This is a genomic window from Fluviispira multicolorata (assembly GCF_009208585.1).
GTDB lineage: Bacteria > Bdellovibrionota_B > Oligoflexia > Silvanigrellales > Silvanigrellaceae > Silvanigrella > Silvanigrella multicolorata.
On record NZ_WFLN01000008.1, the window covers coordinates 225,153 to 245,981 of the forward strand.

Annotated in this window: 15 protein-coding genes and 2 pseudogenes; 5 read left to right on the plus strand and 12 right to left on the minus strand. The window is 30.2% G+C overall.

Going from position 1 to position 20,829, the window contains the following annotated elements:
• Positions 1–44: 44 nt before the first annotated feature.
• Both GCL57_RS11855 and GCL57_RS11860 read left to right on the plus strand, forming a co-directional pair.
• Positions 45–1,049 carry an efflux RND transporter periplasmic adaptor subunit gene (locus GCL57_RS11855; protein WP_152213564.1) on the plus strand — a complete coding sequence of 335 codons (1,005 nt, stop codon included), beginning with the start codon at positions 45–47 and terminating at the stop codon, positions 1,047–1,049.
• A complete protein-coding gene (locus tag GCL57_RS11860) occupies positions 1,049–4,192 on the plus strand; it encodes an efflux RND transporter permease subunit (RefSeq protein WP_152213565.1) in 3,144 nt (1,047 codons plus the stop codon). Before GCL57_RS11855 ends, GCL57_RS11860 begins: the two co-directional genes overlap by 1 nt.
• On the opposite strand, the gene GCL57_RS11865 is transcribed toward GCL57_RS11860, so the two are convergent.
• The 11 genes and pseudogenes from GCL57_RS11865 to GCL57_RS11915 all read right to left on the minus strand — a co-directional run bounded on the left by GCL57_RS11865 (position 4,161) and on the right by GCL57_RS11915 (position 17,831).
• Positions 4,161–5,900, minus strand: a complete 1,740-nt coding sequence (locus GCL57_RS11865) for an ABC transporter ATP-binding protein (RefSeq protein WP_152213566.1) — start codon at positions 5,898–5,900, stop codon at positions 4,161–4,163. The genes GCL57_RS11860 and GCL57_RS11865 overlap by 32 nt on opposite strands.
• 53 nt (positions 5,901–5,953) lie before the next feature.
• Entirely contained in the window at positions 5,954–7,951 is a 1,998-nt protein-coding gene (locus tag GCL57_RS11870; RefSeq protein WP_152213567.1) for an O-antigen ligase family protein, read from the minus strand.
• A 97-nt stretch (positions 7,952–8,048) separates the two neighbouring features.
• On the minus strand, positions 8,049–9,236 hold the full coding sequence (locus GCL57_RS11875; RefSeq protein WP_152213568.1) for a glycosyltransferase: 1,188 nt from the start codon (positions 9,234–9,236) through the stop codon (positions 8,049–8,051).
• 33 nt (positions 9,237–9,269) lie between these two features.
• A complete protein-coding gene (locus GCL57_RS11880; protein ID WP_152213569.1) occupies positions 9,270–10,229 on the minus strand; it encodes a bis-aminopropyl spermidine synthase family protein in 960 nt (319 codons plus the stop codon).
• Positions 10,230–10,247: 18 nt separating this feature from the next.
• Positions 10,248–10,922: a hypothetical protein gene (locus GCL57_RS11885; RefSeq protein WP_152213570.1), complete on the minus strand. Its 675-nt coding sequence runs from the start codon at positions 10,920–10,922 to the stop codon at positions 10,248–10,250.
• A 94-nt stretch (positions 10,923–11,016) separates the two neighbouring features.
• Positions 11,017–12,732: an NAD-dependent malic enzyme gene (locus GCL57_RS11890; RefSeq protein WP_152213571.1), complete on the minus strand. Its 1,716-nt coding sequence runs from the start codon at positions 12,730–12,732 to the stop codon at positions 11,017–11,019.
• A 20-nt stretch (positions 12,733–12,752) separates the two neighbouring features.
• Positions 12,753–13,448, minus strand: a complete 696-nt coding sequence (ung, locus tag GCL57_RS11895; protein ID WP_246164862.1) for a uracil-DNA glycosylase — start codon at positions 13,446–13,448, stop codon at positions 12,753–12,755.
• A 376-nt stretch (positions 13,449–13,824) separates the two neighbouring features.
• A pseudogene (gene tnpA, locus GCL57_RS11900) lies at positions 13,825–14,112 on the minus strand (IS200/IS605 family transposase); the annotation flags it as partial.
• 73 nt (positions 14,113–14,185) lie between these two features.
• The gene (locus GCL57_RS11905) at positions 14,186–15,661 is read right to left on the minus strand and encodes a Tn3 family transposase (RefSeq protein WP_152213573.1); all 1,476 of its coding nucleotides are present in this window, start codon (positions 15,659–15,661) and stop codon (positions 14,186–14,188) included.
• Between the two features lie 14 nt (positions 15,662–15,675).
• Positions 15,676–17,208 carry a DUF4158 domain-containing protein gene (locus GCL57_RS11910; protein WP_152213574.1) on the minus strand — a complete coding sequence of 511 codons (1,533 nt, stop codon included), beginning with the start codon at positions 17,206–17,208 and terminating at the stop codon, positions 15,676–15,678.
• 62 nt (positions 17,209–17,270) lie between these two features.
• Complete coding sequence (locus GCL57_RS11915) at positions 17,271–17,831, minus strand: recombinase family protein (protein WP_152213575.1); 561 nt, start codon at positions 17,829–17,831, stop codon at positions 17,271–17,273.
• 240 nt (positions 17,832–18,071) lie between these two features.
• Between GCL57_RS11915 and GCL57_RS11920 the strand changes: the two genes are divergently transcribed.
• From GCL57_RS11920 to GCL57_RS11930, 3 genes are read left to right on the plus strand one after another with little or no spacing between them, the layout of a single operon-like run.
• On the plus strand, positions 18,072–18,500 hold the full coding sequence (locus GCL57_RS11920; RefSeq protein WP_152213576.1) for a hypothetical protein: 429 nt from the start codon (positions 18,072–18,074) through the stop codon (positions 18,498–18,500).
• Between the two features lie 4 nt (positions 18,501–18,504).
• On the plus strand, positions 18,505–19,755 hold the full coding sequence (locus tag GCL57_RS11925) for a deaminase (protein WP_152213577.1): 1,251 nt from the start codon (positions 18,505–18,507) through the stop codon (positions 19,753–19,755).
• Positions 19,756–19,778: 23 nt separating this feature from the next.
• A complete protein-coding gene (locus GCL57_RS11930) occupies positions 19,779–20,645 on the plus strand; it encodes a PDZ domain-containing protein (protein ID WP_152213578.1) in 867 nt (288 codons plus the stop codon).
• A gap of 56 nt (positions 20,646–20,701) precedes the next feature.
• Here the strand turns inward: GCL57_RS11930 and GCL57_RS15010 are convergent.
• Positions 20,702–20,829 (minus strand): annotated as a pseudogene (locus GCL57_RS15010) (transposase); the annotation flags it as partial.

A 20,829-nucleotide genomic window follows, 5' to 3' on the forward strand; every position in this document is an offset into this window, starting at 1 on the left:
TTTTAAAAAAGAATATTGAGCAATTCTAATTTCGAGGATTAAGCATGAAAAAGAAAAGCATATTAGCAATTTTGATTATTCCATTATCTGTTTTACTTTTTATTTTTTGTACGAATAAAGAGAAACACGAAAAAGCAACCTTACCTCCATCCGGAGTTATTCCTAAAGTTACAGATGATTTTAAAAATAGCAATTTAGTCACTCCTAAGAAGGAAGGAGTTGAAAATAATGGCACCACTGTAGATGAAAACACTCAATCAGTAAGTAATCTAAACAAATTAGGCGAAAACTCCATTACGACACAAGCCGATATGAGTCTGCAGAAAAAGGAAAATCATTCAGAGCAAAATAAAACTGGAATTCGTGTGAGTGGAAATGTAGTTTCATTGAAACAAGGAAATTTAAGCTTTCAAACAAAAGGTTTTATTGCTCAGGAATTTGTAAATGTGGGTGATAAAATAAGTAAAGGTCAAATAATTGCTATTTTAGATGATAGAAATCCTTTGCTTCAAAAGAAATTACAACAACAAAATGTGCAATTAGCCAAAGTAAAATTTGAGCAATCAAAACGGGAATTGGCAAGAACTGATGAGCTATTTAAAAAGCATGCCACAACTCCGTTTGCATTGGAACAATCACAAGATTCATTTACATCTGCACAAATTCAATTGACACAAGCAGAAACCAATTTAGTTTTAGCAGAGAAAGCATTTAATGATACGCGTCTGATTGCTCCCTATGATGGGAAAATATCTGGTAAATTTAAAGATATTGGAGAGTTTGTTTCAGAAGGAATGTCAGTTTTTAGTGCATTTGAAGATAAAAATGTAGAAATTTCTTTACAAATAAATGAAGCTCAAATGTCTAGAGTAAAAATTGGAATGGAAATTAACGTAAGTGTTCCTTCGATAGATAAAACAGCCATATTAAAAATAACAAGAATTGTTGATTTGATATCTAAAGAAACAAGAATGTTTGAAGTGCGTGGAAAAGTAAATACAATTGATATTAATCTTATTCCTGGGCAATTTGTTGAGGCGGAATTCTAATGTTTTTATCAGACTTATCTATTAAAAGACCTGTTCTAGCAACAATATTAAACCTTTTATTTATTGTGTTTGGTTTATTCTCGTTTTCTAAAATTGCTGTGGAAAATAATCCAAATATTGATTTCCCTATCATCATTGTGAGTGCTGCATGGCCTGGAGCGGATGCAACGTTGGTAGAAGAAAAGTTACTCAAAGTGATGGAAGAAAACTTAAATGGAATTGAAGGACTTGATAGCTTAATAGGGACTGCGTCGCCTAATTCTGCGTTCGTTGTGCTGCAATTTAAATTGGGTATAGAAACATCAACTGCAATGCAAAATGTCCTTAATCAAGTGGGTGTTATTCAAGGAAATCCGAGTTATCCAAGCTCATCAGGAGCTCGAGCTCCACAAATTAGGCGAATTCAAATTGGGGAACTTCCCATTGCAACCCTTGTATTATCAAGTGAAGGAAGTTATCCGTTTGGAGCATTATCCTCTTTTGCAAATGATAAACTAGTATCAAAATTCCAACAAATAAATGGTATTGGGCAAGTAAATATAATTGGAGATAGAGAAAGAGAAATTCAAGTTCTTCTCAATAAATCTACTTTGCAAAGTATTGGATTAAGCCCTTCTCTTGTCGCAAATGCAATTCAAAGTCAAATTATGGAAATGCAAGGAGGAACGCTTGAAACAAATTCTAATCAAATTCAGATTAAAACAACAGGAGTTCCATATTCTGTCGATCAAATTGCTCGTATTGCCATTCCAGTTCCAGGGCAAAGTGGAAATATAATTCGGGTAAGCGATGTTGCTGAAGTTATAGATGGTCTTGCATTTGAAAGCACTTATGGTCGATACAATGATAAATCAAGTATTATATTATTAGTAAATAAACAAGCAGGTGGAAATATAGTAAAAAGTGCTTCTGAAATAAAAGATAAAGTAGCTGAAATAAACAAAACTCTCCCACCAAATGTTTCTTTAAAAATGATAAAAGATAGTTCAGTTTTCATTAAAGATTCTATGAGCTCAGTCTTTTTGGATATGATTTTGGGAGCTATTTTAGCTGTCTGTATTATTTATATATTTTTAAGGGATTGGCGTGCAACAATTATCAGCGCATTAGCATTGCCCACAGCAATTATTGGAACCTTTGCAGCATTTACTCTTTTTGACTTTTCTATAAATAATATGACTTTGCTCGGCCTTACTTTGTCAATAGGTCTGTTGGTTGATGATGCAATTGTTGTTATCGAAAATATTTATCGACATATTGGGATGGGTAAGAGCGCCTTACAAGCAGCAAAAGATGGGACAGCAGAAATTGGACTTGCTGCAATTGCAATTTCTCTTTCAGTCTGCGCTGTTTTTATTCCTGTTGCATTTATGGACGGTATTGTTGGAAGATTTTTTTATCCTTTTGGAATTACAGTATCTGTTGCTGTATTAATATCTCTTTTTATTGCTTTTACTTTAACGCCAATGTTGTCAAGTCGCCTACTTAAAAAAAGTCATGATTTTGATCCTCGAAAGCAACCTATCAGCGCAAAATTTGAAGTTTATTTTAAAGCAACTGAACATTATTATAAAAAAATATTAACTTATTGTTTATTTAGTTTAAAGAGAAGATTATATACTGTATTAAGTGGAGTTATCTTTCTTCTTTTAAGTTTTATTATGCTTGCCTTTGTGCCAAAAGCCTTTGTTCCAATAGATGATATAAATGAATTGAGTGTTGTTTATCAATTTTCTCCAGATACACCATTAAGTTATACTAAAGAAAAAGCTATAAAAATGAGTGAGCAGATTCGTGCTTATGCAGGAGTAAAAGATGTTCTGTTGGTAATTGGGAGCGATATTGATAAACCTTCCTATAAAGCAAGTTTAGCAGTTTTATTAGTGAAAAGGGATGAGAGAAAATATGGAGTGCAAGAATTAGTAAATAGATTAAGAATTGATTTAAACAAATCTTTTTCTGAAAAAGGCTCTCTTATTCAGGTTGATATGCCAAATATTGGAGGAAGAGCACAACTTATTCAATTGAAACTAATTGGCTCAGACAGCGAAAAACTTCAAGCATGGTCAAATCATATGAAGGAGTTTATAGAGACAAAAGTTCCGGATGCAGTTGATACATTTATTGATCCTCCTCCTTTTTATAAGCAAATTTCTATTGTTCCTGATGCGGTGCGTGCTGCTGATGTTGGAATAAGTGCAAACGATATTGGACAGTCAATTAATATTTTATTTAATAAAGAAGGAATGAAGCTTGGAGAAATGCAAGATAGTCTTGGAAATCGCAATGATGTGCGCATAAAAATAAACCCTAAAGATTCACAAAAAGTTGAAGATATTTCAGGCTTGTATATTCAGAATAAAAATGGAATGCAAATTCCTCTTGCATCAGTAACAGATATTAAATTAAATGATTCTCCTTCTAAAATCACTCACTCAGGAGGAATTCCATTTGTTTTTGTACTTGCCAATTATATTGGAAAAGATTTATCTAACGTAAATAAAATGATAGCAAAAGAAGCAAATAGTACCAAACCAGATGGTTTTGTGTTTGAATTCGATGGTCAAGGAAAATTTTTAGGAGAAACAATAAGTGCAATGATATTTGCTGTTGCATTATCAATTTTATTAGTTTTTATGACTTTATGTGCTCAATTTGAGAGTTACATTTTTCCATTTGTAATTATGACTTGTGTTCCTTTAGCATTTTCTGGTGCATTTGGATTTTTACTTATTACTGGCAAGCAAATGAATCTTTATGCAATGATTGGTTTAATTATGCTCATTGGCTTGGTGGTTAAAAGTGGTATATTATTAATTGATTTTACCTTGCAAAGAATGAGACAAGGAATAGATGTCAATGTAGCCTTGCTTGAAGCTGGTCCCCTCCGTTTGCGACCTATCTTAATGACAACATTTGCAATGATATTTGGAATGTTGCCTATTGCCTTTGGGCATGGCGCAGGTGGTGAAGGGCGTTCTCCAATGGCAATTTGTGTGATTGGAGGCCTTATTTCTTCGACGTTGTTAACTCTTGTCATAGTTCCGTGTGTATTGAGCTTAATTGATGAATTTCAAAGAAAATTGAAAACAAAAGTAAGTCACAAGAAAGTTAGTGCGACTTCAGCAGTTTCAAATCAATAACTTTGTCAGCATATTTTAGGATTCCTATTCGATGAGAAACGATGATTGTAGTGCAAATTGATTTTATATCTGCAAGTATTTGTGCAATTAATAATTCATTTTCATCATCCAAATTTGCGGTTGCTTCGTCGAGTATTAAAAGAGCTGGTTCGTTGAGCAAGGCTCTAGCAAGACAGAGTCTTTGCTTTTGACCTGCTGATAAACCAGATTGATCTTCAGCAATTATATAAGATAAACCTTTTTCATCAATGAGTTCTTTTAAAGATACTTTTTCTAATATATTATAGATATCTTGTTCATTAACTTCCCTTGTCAGTCCATAACAAATATTATCTTTAATTGTTCCTTTAATTAAAAAGGGTTCAGCACCAACGTAACCTATGCGCATATTTTTTTGTGATACATATTCCCAAGGTGGGATCTCGTTTATATACGTTTGTCCAGAGGTTGGTTGTAGAAGTCCAGTGATTAGTAATAATAAAGTTGATTTTCCTACTCCACTCGGTCCAATAAGTCCTGTTTGACTTCCCTTTTCAAATGTTAAATTTAAATTTTCAAAAATTGGATTTGAATTTGGATAAGAAAAAGTAACATCCTTAAAATAGATAGTTGGCGACGAAAGTTTATGTGAATCTGAAAGAGAAATTTTATCATAATTTTTTTTGACATCTATCTTTTTTCGATATCCGTTTAACAATATTTTATCAAAATTATCTTTGGAAATTTCACTAAAATTTGGACTTTCAATAGTCAATAAAGATAATTTAAATTGCGGGAAATAAATAGTTGCATTGCCATAGTAACCTGAAAGAATAGATAAACTTTGTATGAAACGCGCTAATAAGTAAATGAATGAGACAAGGATAGCACCATTTGTAGCAAAAATATTATTGCTTATAAGTATAATGCAAACTAATAGTAAAATGCCAAGGAACGGTCCTGTTTGAGTCCCTAAATTACTGTAAAATCCTGCGCTAGTGGCTTTCGATGAATATTCCTTAAGTGCTTCTGAAATCTCTTGATATTCATCATCTCTTTTTTTCATTAATTTTATAAATAAAAAATTCCTTGCAATCTTTTCAATTCCTTCGTTTAGTTTAATTTGTTGCACAGGAACTTGCTTTGCATTCATTGAAACCAATTTATTTATATATAAGATAATGCATCCAATAATAGCAATTCCTAGGCTTGAAATAATAGCTTCTTTCCATGCTATTATAAAAAGCAATAAGAATAAGAAAAAACTTTGTACAAGCATGCAAAGTGCATTCGTGAAATAGCTTATAAAGTCAGCAGATCGATTGAATATTTCAGAGATTTTAAAATTCATAGAAGAAGTATTTTTATCCTCTTCATCATTTTCAAATAGAATACTATAAATTGAAAACTGTCTTAACTTTAAAAAAATATATTCACGTAAAAATACAGCAGTTTGAGTGGTTAAAAGCTGGACTATAAAGCGGACAATTGAAATAAATACTAATGAAAGTGAAACAATTTGAATTGAGAATTTTGGAATTTCATTGTCAAAAATTTTATATTCAACGTGTACAAAACCAAAGCTTGTTAACAGTAGCTGAATAATAAATGACATACTTAACTCAACTATAGCTATACCTGTTGCAAAAAATATTGCAAATAATATATATTTAAATCCTCTCTTTCCTAGCAATTTAAATGATTTTTTAATTACAGTTATTTTTTTCAAAATGAACTCCAGATTTTTTTATAAAATTTAATAAAAAAAAAAGTGAATTTTTTTCATGATTTTATCTTTATTAATGGAGGAAAATATAGTATATTATTTTCAATAAAAAATCCAACTTTATTAAACATAGATATTCTCCAAGCAGGAGTGACTTCTATATGTAGATAACAAAATTTATTATAGGTTATTTTATCAAAACATGTGTCAAAACTTTTATCGTGTGGCAATTCAATGGGTAGCCATCCGGCCGCATTTAATTCAATATTCCTAATAATAGAAATTTTATCACTGTTATAAAATTTCAGTTTGACTTGAGTGCGAAAAAATTCAGAATTTGATCCAACATATATTCTCAAGTTATCTTTCATTAAGACTATTTCTGTACTTGGAGCTGCCCAAATACCATCTTGAGCACCAGTAGGCTTATAAAGCTTCTCAGTCCCACTTATTTTATTTTTAATTATCTGCGAAAAATAGAGCCTTTTTTGATCTTTTAAACCCTCTGGTTGAGGTAACTCCCCAACTGGCTGAGGAATTTGTGGTTCATTTCTTTCTTTCCAACGAAACTCTGGAATAGAGGGAGCATTATTAATAAGATAAAGACTTGAAGAAAAAAGAAAAATGCTTGAGGCTAATAAAATATTTGAACATATTTTCTCTGCTTTTTTATTATTATCAATTAAGAAAATTAAAGAGGAAGCAAAAACTAATGCTGTAAAAAATGCTGAAGTCGCATTTGATGTTAAATAACTAATAAAAGCATAAAATAAAAGAGAGATGGATGTCCATTTAATAAGTAAATTTTTAATAAAATATGATTTTATTTCTAAGTCATTATTGTTTTTTTGCTTCCAGAAAAAATGAGTCAATATAACTAAACTGAAAATAAGTAATAATACACCAATAATTCCCAGTTCAGATATTAAAGAAAAATACATATTTGTAGGAAGATCAAGTTCCACTTGTTCACCTGATTTTTTGTATTGATAAAAATTTGTAGCAAAGGAACCAAATCCGGTTCCAATTGGAAAGTGATCTCGAATCGAATGGAGCATGATTTCTAAGTGTTTTGTTCTTTGATAATCAAATTGTTGGTACATAGATAAAAGGTTGAAGTTCCAATTTATTTCTAAAATTCCATTTATAATTCTTTTAAATCCGGTCTTATCAAAATTTTGTAATACTATGAGTAAGACTCCAGAGATTGAAGAAATGATAATTGAAAGATAAAAAATGAATTTATATTGTTTATTTTTAATTAAATTATATAGTCTTGTAATGAGAAAAATAGAAATAGAAAGAGCGCAAGCAAGATAAAAGCTTCTTGAATCATTCATTATTCCTGCAGAAAGCGAAAGTAAAGAAACTAAAAATAAAAATCCTCTTAATTTAGAGCTTAATATTTTATCAAATGCAGCTACAAAGAAAACTATGAATGTAATTGAAAAATATAAACTTGCAATGCCGGAGTCTTCTAAAAGTGCTGGTGCTCTATTGGCAGCAAGAGAGGTTCCACTGCCTTGTGCCAAAAAATTAAGATTGATTAAGCCTTGATATAATGCAATAAAAGAGTTTAAAATTGCGCCTATTATAAACGAATAAAAAAATACTTTTAAATAAATATATTTTAGTTTCTGAGAAAATAAATCTGAGAAAAAATTCATTGCTGGAATTATAAAAAGTACAAAGAAAAGCATGTAAAGACGTGTTTGAGAGATTTCAAAATCGGCAGTAATATTATTCTGTAAAATATAATTTTGCAGTGCAATTCCATGCCTTAATGAAGGAAGGTAAAAGTGAGTAAAGGAATGTAATATAATCATTGATATAAATAAAAAAATACTAAATGTGAGAACTTTAAATTTTGGCAGCACAGCAGCAACACCAAAAATAAAGCCAACTAAAAATAAAAAATATAAGAAAAATCTTAAAATAGATTGTGAAAATATATCGGGAATTCTAATAAAAAGACTAATAATTAATAAATTAAATAGGAAAAATATATGTGAAATATTATTAATACTATCCATCTTATTTTTTAGAAGTTGCATTGATCTTCCTATCTAAGAAAAATTTTTAAAATTAGTTTTTTATATAACATTTTTAAATGGCAAACAAGAGGTTTTATTTTAAGAAAATTTGAAATATTTAAGCAAGGTTTAAAATTTGAGTTGCATTCTTAAGGAAACTTTTTTCCTGAACAATTAAATCGCTTTTTATTGTACTTCTATCGAAAATAAATCGCTCTTCCCACAATTCTTCCATTACTTTTGAGTAATTGTTTTCATCTGTAATATGACCACCATAATGCTTGATGAGTTCTTCAACAGGCTCGCATCCTTTTAAAGCAAGCACGAGGCACTTATATTTAATTGCCTCAGCAGTAACAATTGAATAAGCTTCAAGTTTTGAAACCATTAGAAGGGCAATTGCAGTTTGCATGAGTTGTTTTTTTTCTTGTTCGTTGACGCGTCCTAAATATAAAAATCTATTATCCTTTGGAATATCCATTTTTAGGTCACCAACGAATACGACTAAACAATTTTGAGGAGTGTTCTTAAAGATAAAATCAATATTTTTATTCTTATCTATTCTTCCAATAGATAAAAAAAATTTTTTTCTTGAAATGTCTTGAACTTTTTTTTGTAAAGTGTCATTCAAATCTAATTCTTCATTAAATCCAGGTGGTAAAATCAAAAATGGTTTTTCTTTAGTATTTGGTTTTGTAGAATAGCAAAATTCTTTCTCAGCATTTGATACAAAGCCAATAAATTTTGAATAGTTTATCATTTTATTAACAAAATTAAAATTAAACTCAGGCTCATTATGAGCAGTAACAATAAATAGAATATTTACTTTCTTATAAGTTTTTTGAATTGTAAAATAGCTTGAAGAGTATAAATAAGATTTTATAATTATTAATGAATATTGATCAGAATTTTCTTTTAAGTATAACCATAATTTTGGGCACCAAGGTCCTTGCGTTCGGAGAAAAATATAATCAAGTATTGGAGATAGAAAATTATAGATAGGATTTAATTTATTATATAATAAATTATTTATTCTTTTAATTATTGCAAACATAATTTTTAAACGACTATGTGAAATAGGAAATCTTCTTATGAGTATTTGTCTGTCTTCAATTTGTAAATACTCTTTCTCTGGTAGATTATTATTCCATAAAATATAATCATCGCTTTGACTTGTGAAAATTTCAATTTGTCGATTATTCTTTGCAATGGCTTCAGCTAATTTTAAAGCATAAACTTCTGCACCAGCAATAATATTTTTCCCACATCTTTGAACCACAACGGCAATTTTTTTTTCATCACTCATAGTTATAAAAGGAAAATAACTTCCTTGTCCCCTTTATGGATTTTTTCTATTTTGTAATCCATATTGATTATAAATTGCGATAGGAAGTTCTGGAAGGCTAATGTGGTGGGATACTACCGGTGAAATAATTTGTTTCTCTTCAAAGAGATCTTCATTTTTTTTCTGAATAGACTCTGCTTTGAATTCGAGACAGTCTGTATAATAATATCTGCAATGCACACCTTCTTTTCGTTCCTTAAAGCTATGTGTAAAATAAGACATCGCTGTAAGCAAGAGAGACTGACCTTTATTAAGGGGGTAGCAGTTAAAGAATTCAATTCTTTTTGAATTTACAAAACCACTTTTCTTTAGGACTTCAAATATTTTTTCAATATTTTTAATTCCTAAAGAATTGCAATTGACCATCATATAAAAATTTGAAAATTCAATTTTTGTAGCTTTGAGAGCACATTTTAAAAAAACGTTTAAATCTTCATAATTTTGCGGAGGATCAAAACAGACGACATCAAATATATTTTGTAAAAACTTTGGAAGTCCTTCGTATAAATCTACATGAAAAAAAGTGATTTGGTATTTTGCATCTTGTGTAAGGACTTTGAGCTCTTGAAGTAATTGAAGATCGCAGTCTAGGACTGTTACATATTTAAAATTACGTGCAGCTAATTCAACAGAAACATGATCATCATCACCCATTAATAAAATGCTTTTATCACGAAATCCATTTTTTTCAAATAAGTCAGCTCTTTTTTTGCGTGTTTCGAGAGTGCAAGGGAGTTGATTGTAACTTTGAACGAGTCTAAATGTTGATTTAGTACTTTGGACGTAGTGATTATTATCATGGAAATTTTGCTTTTTATTTTCGTCTATTATTCTTTTGAGGAACTCTTTTTTTTCACTTCTGTTAAGACTTAATACATGTCTTACCGTTCTGCTTGTAAAAAATACACTCACAATATTGCAAAAGATCTTATGTATTCTATCAATTATTTTCATGCAAATATTCCATTTTTTTTAGTATAGAAAGAATTTAATGGCAAATAAGAATGCAAGAAAAAGAAAGAAATATCCAACCCATTTTTCAATTTTAGCAATTCGTAATTGCAAAACTCTTTCAGAGATTTTTTGGACAAAATATCTATAGCTCTTAAAAATGATGAGATCACCAATGCAAACTCCTATTGCAATAAGAATCACTGCAAATAATATGGGTTGACTATTGTTTAAATTTTGCCCCATCCACCAAAGATACCAAAATGGCAGCAAACTCGGTATCGTCAATGTTCCAACGATACCTTCAAGAAAATGTCGAAGTAATTTGCTCGATTTATTTTTTTTAGTATTGAGATTATCTACTTGTTTATTTTTTATTGGAAGCATATCTTTTTTTTCAAATATATGATTCAATCCCATATAGATAAGAACGATAAGAAATAAAATTTGAATATAAAATAAATTATTTTTGCCAAAATTGATGAGTGTTGAAATATTATGGGTTGTAATTGATAGAATAAATGCTAAGTTACAAATAATAATATCGACTATTAATATACCAAGTTGAAAAAAAAAGAGTCTTTTGTGTTCACCTTTAATGAATAATAGTAGAAGTCTAATATTTAATAGACCTAGGGGAAGAGTTGAAAGAAGTGCGCCTATGAAAGCACAAATAAAAACTTCTAAGAAAACCATGAAATTCCTAAAAATAATCATTTTTGAATTAGATTTATTTTTATTATAAATATATTTTGATTATTTTAAAGGTGAGTCAAAAATTAAATAGTTATTAATTTTTTCCTAATACATAACGAACGTAACTTGTTTTCCATATATTTGCATGAATATTGTCGTGAATTTCTTGCTCAGTCATTTTTGGCGCAACACCTGTGTCTTGTGCTGCTTTCACAGTTGCATAAGCTATTTTATAAGAAACATCGCGAATATGTGTTAATGAAGGAAGGAGTGAAAGGTTTGGGTCTTTATTTATTTGCGCACATTCGCTGATTACTTTTGCACATGCTACAAGCATTTCGTCGTTCACTCGAGTTGCTTTTGATGCGACAACACCAAGTCCAAGACCTGGAAATACGAAAGCATTATTGCATTGTCCTATAGGAAAAACTTTTCCATTATAGCGAACATCGGCAAAGGGGCTGCCTGTGGCGACAAGAACTTTTCCTTGAGTCCATTCTATTAAGTTTGCTGGCAATGCTTCACAACGTGAAGTAGGATTTGACAGAGGAAAAATAATTGGTCTTTCACAATGTGAAGCCATCATTTTAACAATTTCTTCACTAAATGCACCCGTTTGCGTAGATGTTCCAATAAGAATTGTTGGTTTTACATTTTTAACAACGTCATATAATAAAATAGGTTTGCCTTTTACTCTTTCCCAGTCATTATAGACATCAACTGGTTGAGCGTATTTTCTTTGAAAATACTCCAAATGATCCATGCTTGAATGCAGCATCCCATTCATGTCAATTAAAAATATTTTTGCCAAAGCTTGCTGTTCCGTTAACCCATCTGCAATCATAGCTGCTAGTATTTGATCTGCAATACAACAACCCGCTGTTCCCGCTCCATGGATGACAACTGTTTGTTCACTCATTTTTGTTCCGTTAACTTTTAGGCCAGCGAGAATTGCTCCTACTGTAACAGCTGCAGTTCCTTGCATATCATCATTAAAAGTGCACATTTCATTTTTGTAGCGGTCTAAATTTCTACGTGCAGTTTGTCTTCCAAAATCTTCCCAATGTAAATATACATGCGGATATCTTTTTCGAAGAGCTGTAACGAAGGCATCAATAAAGTCATCATATTGTTCACCACGTATGCGTTCATGTCTCCAACCAAGGTAAAGTGGATTTTGCAATAACTCTTTATTGTTGGTTCCGACATCAAGAACAATAGGTAAAACTTTTGTTGGATGGAAACCTGCACATAGAGTGTACATTGCAAGTTTTGCAATGGAAATAACAATGCCCCCAACTCCTTGATCGCCAATGCCAAGAATGGCTTCGGAGTCTGTTACACAAACAGCACTGACATCATATGCATTTGGAATATTACTTAAAATATCCTCAATTTGAGACATCTGAGGATATGATATAAAAAGACCTCTTGGTCTTCTAAAATTTTGATTAAATTGTTGAACAACTTCACCCACAGTTGGTGTGTAAAAAACAGGAACCATTTCTATAAGGTGCTCTTGCATAAGTCTAAAAAAGAGAGTCTCATTTCGATCATACAATTGAGTTAAGAAAATATTTCTTTCTATATCAGATTCTTTTTTAAGATATTGACCATAGACGCGGACAACTTGTTCATCGAGCGTTTCAATTACATTTGGTATTAAGCCATCTAACTTAAACTCAATTCGTTCATCATAGGTAAAAGCTGTGTCTTTATTAAGATATGAATTTAATAAGAGCTGCTTACCTTTAAGAGAGACTTCATAATACTTTTGTCCATCAAAGGAATTGCGTTTTTCTTTAAACATTCAGGATCTCCATGGAAAATTTATAATGTCCAATCAATTTCTGTATCATTAAGATTCTTTAATATTTCGTTTGCTTTTGAAAAATGTTTACACCCCAAAAAACCGCGATGGGCAGAAAGTGGCGAGGGATGTGGTGCTTTTAAGATTTTATGTAAAGGATTTTTTATCATACTTGCTTTTGACTGAGCGGCAGCACCCCAAAGCATGAAAATAACTGGGGTTGTTTTATTATTTAGATTTTCTATCACGCAGTCTGTAAATTTTTCCCAACCTTTTTCTCTATGCGAAAAAGCTGTATTTGCACGTACTGTTAGCACCGTATTTAACAATAAAATACCTTGTTTTGCCCAGTTTTCTAGATGGGTATTTTTAGGCTTTCCTTTGCCAAGATCAGATTCTATTTCTTTAAATATATTATTTAAAGAAGGTGGAGCGGGGGTGCCTTGTTCAACTGCAAAAGAAAGTCCATTTGCTTGACCGAAACCATGATATGGATCTTGCCCAATGATGACAACTCTTACATTTTCATAGTCAACAAGTTTAAAAGCTCTAAATATTTTATTTTTTTCTGGGAAAAAAGTATGACCTTGTTTTAACTCTCCTTTTAAAAAAGAACGTATTTCTTCAAAGTAGGGTTTATCAAACTCAGCCGCTAAGAGTTTTCTCCATTTATCTGATAAAAAACTGAGATCTCTTGCTTTTATTTCTGATTCCACGTTATTCACTCCAAAATCATTTATGAGAATCTTTCCCAATATTTTAAAAAAATGTGAAAAGATTAAAATATCTAGAATATTAGATTTTTTTATTCTCAACCGAACTTAAACCGAACATGAGGAGTTCTGCGTAAGTTTCATATTTTTATAGCTTTGAGTTTGGTCTGTCTACAAGCTTGTTGGGAAGGGATTATAAAAAAACGATATTATTTGAAAATAGATTGCTTTGAACTCTTCTTTTTTGCTTGAAATAATCTAATTGAACAGAGCAAGGCCGCATTCTCGCTCCTTTAGGGGCGAGTCAAGGCCGATTGATCCATTGTCGGCGAAGTGGACGAGGAATTAAAAAAACACGATAGTGGCTTTTTTAATTATATTAGTCGGCTCGCAACCGTACTTTTCTTTCACGAATTGATTGGGCAACACCTTTTTCTGATGATGGCTTTCTTTGGTCATCAATATATTTTTTTATAACTTCTAGCGGTGCTCCTCCGCAAGTGACAGAACAATAACTTGGACTCCAAAAATGATCGCCCCATAATTTTTTCTTAATAAGTTCCCAAAACTCTTTTCTAATAAAATAAGAAGATTTCCCTTTTAGTTTGCTAACAACAATTGCAACAGAGTGTTTTGGGGGAATGCTAACAAGAATGTGCACGTGATCGTCTTCACCATTAGGTGCGCGACCCGGATTCGTGTAAAAAACGCACTAGCCTATTTAATAAGCATTTTCCATCTTAATTACGTACAGTTGCTTTCTTCAATAGCTCATCAGTAACAAATGGCTTTAAGTTTAAATCTAATATTTTTGTAGCTTCTTCTGAAACTTGGAATTCTCCGAAACGACGAACATGCCTAGTTCTGTAAGGACTCAATGAAGAAATTGTTTCTGCGGGTATTTTGATTCCTTCTTTTTCCATTTCGACAAGGGCTTCTGTCATTGAATAAGCGTTATGAAATGTTAAAAGAACTGCTATAAGGTGATTATATTTTATAATTTTTTGCTGTTCATCTCGTTTATTTTGCTTAATAAAATCTTGTGCAAAATGAAGCCATTTAGCGAATTTATTAAATTGCTCACACTTGCTTGTCGCACCTTGGACAATATGACGAAGTTCTTTATCAGAAACATATTCTAGCAAAGTTATTGTTCGAATTACTCGACCAAGCATATTAAAAGCTTGAAAAAGTTTACTCTTTTGATTTGTTGAACCAAGCCTACGTAATATTGTGGACGGTTTAATCACTCCAGCCATTATAGATTGAGCAACTTGTAGCATATCAGGAAGATGCTTTTGAATTATTTCCCAATTAATATTGTCATTTGTGAAAAGATCTTCAATATGTTTATAGGAATATTCTTTACTAGCTTTATATAATTTTAGATCTTGCCAAGTTCGGATTCGAGGCATTAATTTTATTCCAAGTAGAAATGACAATCCAAATGCAACAGAATTTTGTGCATGTGTATCACCATGAAGAAAATCTGGTCTATCTTGTTTTAGTTGAGAAAAAACACCATCAAGTATATGAACTGCTTCATATACTCCACAAGGAATAAACTTTGAAAAAATAGCAATATAATTATCTGCTACATGGTAGTAAGCTATTCCTCCCCATTGGCCATAACGAATATGTCTTTGAGAAAAAGAATTATGCTCAGAGAGATTCCAATGACTTCCATCAGCACCAATATTTTTTCCAGTTCCCCATGCAGCGCGTGGAAGATGAAGTTTATTATAAGCCTCAATAACTTTAAAAATTGCTCGGTCTATTTTTTCACAAGTACTGTGATTTTTATCTGTATCTGCAATTTGATCTGCGCTAAAGCCAAACAACATTTTTGACCCTTCTTTTGGACCAAGCCCTGTACCATAAGAAAAAGTCATAGCAACATATCTTGATAATTCATCTTTAATCTTAGCTTGGTGACCACTATGTGGACCAAAAACTTTGTGCCATGAAATCCAATGAGCTGTATCAGTTAGAGCATCGATTAATTTTAATTCATTGATTCTTCCTTGAAATATATCATCGTCTTCATTTCTTTGTGTAGATGTTCTTGCAATAAGTCTTTTTAAATGAAAAGATCCATCTTTAAATGTAAAATCAGTGTTATCAGGAAATTTGATGTCAGTTTCTTCAGATTTTAAGATAAGAAGTTTTTTTACATGAGAAATAAAAGATTCTTTTTCAACTGGTAAATTTACAATTTCCCCATATTTTGCTACTGTCTTTTCACATTCAGATAAAGGTAAAAGTTCTTTTCTATAATCGTTATAATCAAGACTTCTAGCACATAAATATCACCACAACGTAAAGACATTGATAATGCATCACAAAGACACACTTCAAAATGTTCTCGTCTAACAGTTTCAGGAAAAGATTCGCGCTTCTTTTGACTGGTGACAAGTTTCCACCATTTTTGTTCAATCCACTTTACATCCATAAGAATTAAGTCACTTCTTTTTTTGGATTTTGCAAATGTTTCAATAATTGGCTTACGACTTCGTTTATGAGCAATCATAAATTCAAGAGATCTTGTAATACCTTCATCTTGGGTTGCAGAAAAAAATTTTAATGATTCCAAAATGCGAAAAATTAATTTTCTTTTTTTCTTGAAAAATTTAGCCATGAATCGAATATGTTGTTTTCCACCATATTCACAATGAGTTCTTGCGTATGTGGATAATGAAATATTTTCCTGATAAATGTTTGAAATTAAATCAACTTTTTCCCCATTAGTCAGACCATCCTTCACTACATCTTCAACCGAGATAAATTTTTTCATTATTTCATCTGTTTTATCTTGGTTTTCTTTTAGATATTTATCTAATTCTTCTTTTGCCAAATAAAAAATAGAAGACATTTGTCTTAAAAAAATATCTATAAGAGAATCAACAGACTTTGATTTTTTTATCTTAATTAAAGCAATAGCTAAAGAATATCTTTTATGAGCTTCAACTCTTTGCATATCGGAAGCATCTAAATATTCTGCTTCTACTGCCATTTGTTCAATTTTGATTGAAGGTATCCCTTCAAAAAATGACTCAATTTCAATTATATTATTTAAAGAGTGAATATGTTTAATAAGTTTTTTTATTTCTTTAGGCTTTGGTTTTCCAATTTCAAATTTAATATTATCCCATTCACTTTTCCTGGTCAAAGGATCAACAATAAATAGATTATCAATTATATTTCTTCTATTAACCCCAATATCATTAAATATTCTTAAATATAATTCATTATAAACTTGGGCTCTTTGGTTCATTGCCTCTCGGTGTAATCTAGAAAAAGCTGGTAATTCGATGCGATCATGAAGAAGTGTTTCAATACATGCGTTTATGATATCAGATAGGTTTTCTCTGACTAAAGCATTATTTTTTGCCACTTTTTCTACTATTTGATCGCCAATATCAGAATAATTTTTAACAGACATAAATTCTAAAATTTTATCCATTTGTTTAAGACGATTCCTCGATGAGTCATAGTCTATTAAAATAGAATCAAATTGTTCTATATTTAACTGAGAAGAAATAAATGAAATTATATTTTTTGGTACATTTTCAATTTTAATAAAATATCCAAGATTTTGAAACGTCTTAAGCATGATTAAAAAGCCTAGTTTTGATGATGTACTTCTTGTTTCATTTTCAATAAAAGATATCTCATCTTCTGAAGCTAAAAAGCAAGAATTAAGTTCATACAAATTTAGATTTTCTTTAAGAACTGGGTATACGGTATCGGTTGGACTAATCATTTTAAAAATTAATTTCCATTTGAATTTGTTGATTTGAATATTGAATTAGAATAAGTTTAATTTTAATATTTTGATCGTATATATTTGTATAATGTTTCTCTGCTAATTTTAAATTCCATAGCCAAAACTGATTTTTTTTCTCCATTAGCAACTCTTTTGCGAAGTTCATTAGCGCTTTTTTCACTAAGACATCGTTTCCGCCCTTTAAAAAGTCCTTTCTTTTTTGCAATTTCAATTCCCTCTCGTTGGCGTTCTTGTAATAATGATCTTTCAAATTCAGCAAAAGCACCCATTACAGAAAGCATAAGGGTTGCCATTGGAGTTTCCCCTTTAGAAAAAAGTAAATTTTCCTTTTCAAATTTTATGGAAATACTTTTTTCTGTAAGTGTTTTCACAATTTTTCTTAAATCATCTAAATTACGAGCCAATCGATCCATACTGTGGACATAGAGTTCATCACCTTCTCGAATATAATTTAATAGGGATTGAAGTTGTGGGCGGTTTGTGTCCTTTCCTGAGATCTTATCCGTAAAGATTTTGTCTAGAGTAATACCTTCCAACTGTCGTTCTGTATTTTGCTCTAAAGAGCTTACACGGATGTATCCAATACGCTGACCAGCCATTTTGATTACCTCAATGTCAATAAAACCCCTAAGACCTTAACTAGAATGTGTCAACTAATTCAAAATATGACTCTAAATTGACAGAAAAATCAAGTATTTATATTGTCAAGATAGGGTATACTTCAAAATTACATAAATTTTTTTATAAATCATACTAATAGTTTTATAAACTTTAATAATACTCTTAATGAAAAAATTATATATCCGATTAAATTCATTATATTAATCTGGAGATATAATATGTTTTGCTGTAAAAAGGTTGAAATTGATACTAAGCCCGAATTAATTATTGGTTTAACTGGTGGAGTTGGTACTAATTTCAAGCAAGTAAAAAATATATTAGAGAATATATTAAATAATGAATTTAATTATCATGTATTTTTAATTAAATTATCAAAAATACATGAAGAAATTATTAATAATAATTCACAAAAAATATCATCTGATAAAAATAAAAATTTAAATAATTTATTAAAAAAAATGACAATATGTACTAAATTAAGAGAAAAATTTAATAGCGAAGATCTATATGCTAAAATGGCTGTATCTAGAATAAAATTACATCGAAACTCCTATAATAGTAAAAAAGATAAAAAAGAAAAAGAAGATTATAATCCAAGTGGACAAGTTTATATTATTGATAGTCTAAAAAAAACCAGAAGAATTTAATTTATTGCGAAAAATTTATGGTAGAAATTTTATTCTAATATCAGTTTATGAATCAGAAGAATCAAGAGAAAAAGAACTACTAAAAAGAAATTATAATATAGAAGAATCAAAAGAAAGTTGTAATAATTCAGAAATTTTTAATTATAAAGAAGCTTTTGTTAAATTTTTAATGCAAAAAGATCAAAATGAAATTGAGATAAATAAATATGGGCAAGACGTTCAAAATACTTTCCCTTTAGGTCACTATTTTGTAAACTCAGATGATCTTAATAATTTAAAAAATGATATTGAGAGATTACTTAAGATTTTATTTAATCATCCTTTTATAACTCCAAGATTTGATGAATCTATGATGTTTCATGCTTATACTGAAGCACGTCGATCGGCGGATCTATCTAGACAAGTTGGAGCAATAATTGCAAACGAAAATGGAGAAATTATTGCTTCTGGTTTTAATGATGTCCCTAAATTTGGTGGTGGATTTTATCAAGATGGAGATAATCCTGATCACAGAGATTTTAATATTGGATATAACCCTAATAAGCAGATTATAGAAAAATTTAAAATTTTTTTTAAAGAAGAACTCCTTAAAGATTATAATGATACGGACAAGGAAAAAGACAAAAAAATTACAGCGTTATTCAAAAAATCTGGTGTTGGTCATTTAATTGAATTTTTTAGAGCTGTTCATGCAGAAGAAAGTGCTATTTGCGATGCAGCAAGAAGAGGTGTAAGCATCAAAGGGTGTACCTTATATGTTACTACTTTTCCTTGCCATCTTTGTACAAAAAAAATTATTTCTTCTGGTATACGAAGAGTTGTTTACATAGATCCTTATCCAAAAAGCAAAGCAGAATATCTATTTGGACATGCTGTATCAATTAATTCAGATGTAGATGTCCAAGATAAATTAAATTTTCAATCATTTCATGGGGTATCTCCTAGTAGATATTTAAATTTTTTTAGAAAAAGTGAGTCAGATAGAACTGAAAAAAATTCAAGTGATATAAAAATTTGGAAACCTGAAGTAATTAGAATATTTTCTTATCGCACTGTTTTTTCATATTATATAAGAGAAATATTAAGTATTATTTCCTTAAGATCAAAAAATAATATTGATTTAGAAAATGAATACAATGAATTATATGAAGAATGTATAGCTAATTTTGAAAAATTAACAATTTTTAAAGATTCAGAATTTGATCAAAAAATAAAAAAAGTATATTCAAAAAAAGAAATGGAATATTATAAATAGTTTAATTTTTTACTGGAGTATATATGAAGATCGTATTATTTTTAATATTATTACTAGTTGTATCTTGTGCAACAAGAACATTATATCAACCACATAATGAATCAGGTGGCTATTCAGATACAACATTAAAAGATAATATTCAAGTAGCACGATTTTCAGGTAATGCTCGGACTAATATTGATGATGCTAATATATTTGCAATATTTCGATCAATTGAGATTTGCTACGAAAAGGGTTTTAAGGTTTCAAAAATACTAAAAGTAGATAATAAGACCTCGAGTGAAACTATTCAAAAATCCTCATCTAATAATTATCGAGAACCTACTTATTTTTCTGGTAATTCAAACACAAATACAAATTATAATAACTTTGGAAATTCTAACTCAAATACTAGCATAAATGGTACAGCATATGGAGGAAGTGTTCATAGTAATTCAACTTCTTGGAATGAAACCTACTATTACCCAACTTTTGATGCATATTTTAGTTGCTATAATGAAATATATTTAGCACAGATTGAATTGAAAATTATTTCTGCAGAGGAAATTAAGGAATTTACAAAAGATAGATTAGGAGGGCTTCAAATTATTAAAATTGACGACCAGTCACCTAATCAAGGAATTTTTCAAATCGGAGATATATTAATTAGAATAAACAATATTAGAGTCCTAGAAGTTAATGAAATATCTAGAGAAATTGACTCGGCTAAAGATAAAAATAATATTCAAGCATCCATTATTCGTGAAGGTAAACCTTTAACAATTAAATTTAAGACTAATAATGTTACTGAGAAATTTATATTAGCAAATAGCGAGATTATACGAAGAGCATGTTCAGTTAAGGAAGTTAAGACTAGACCAATTTGCGCAGATCGAATCATTAATCAATAGAATTAGTTGCTCAAATTTTAATCTAGTGCGTTTTTTACACGAATCCGGGTCGCGCACCCATTAAATTCGATTAATTCGCAATCTATTTGTTCGCATGTTTCTTTAAAAATAATCTTAGTACGTTCAAGAATTTCTTTTGTAAAAACTCCACGTCTGTATTTTGTAACAAAGACTAAATGATAAT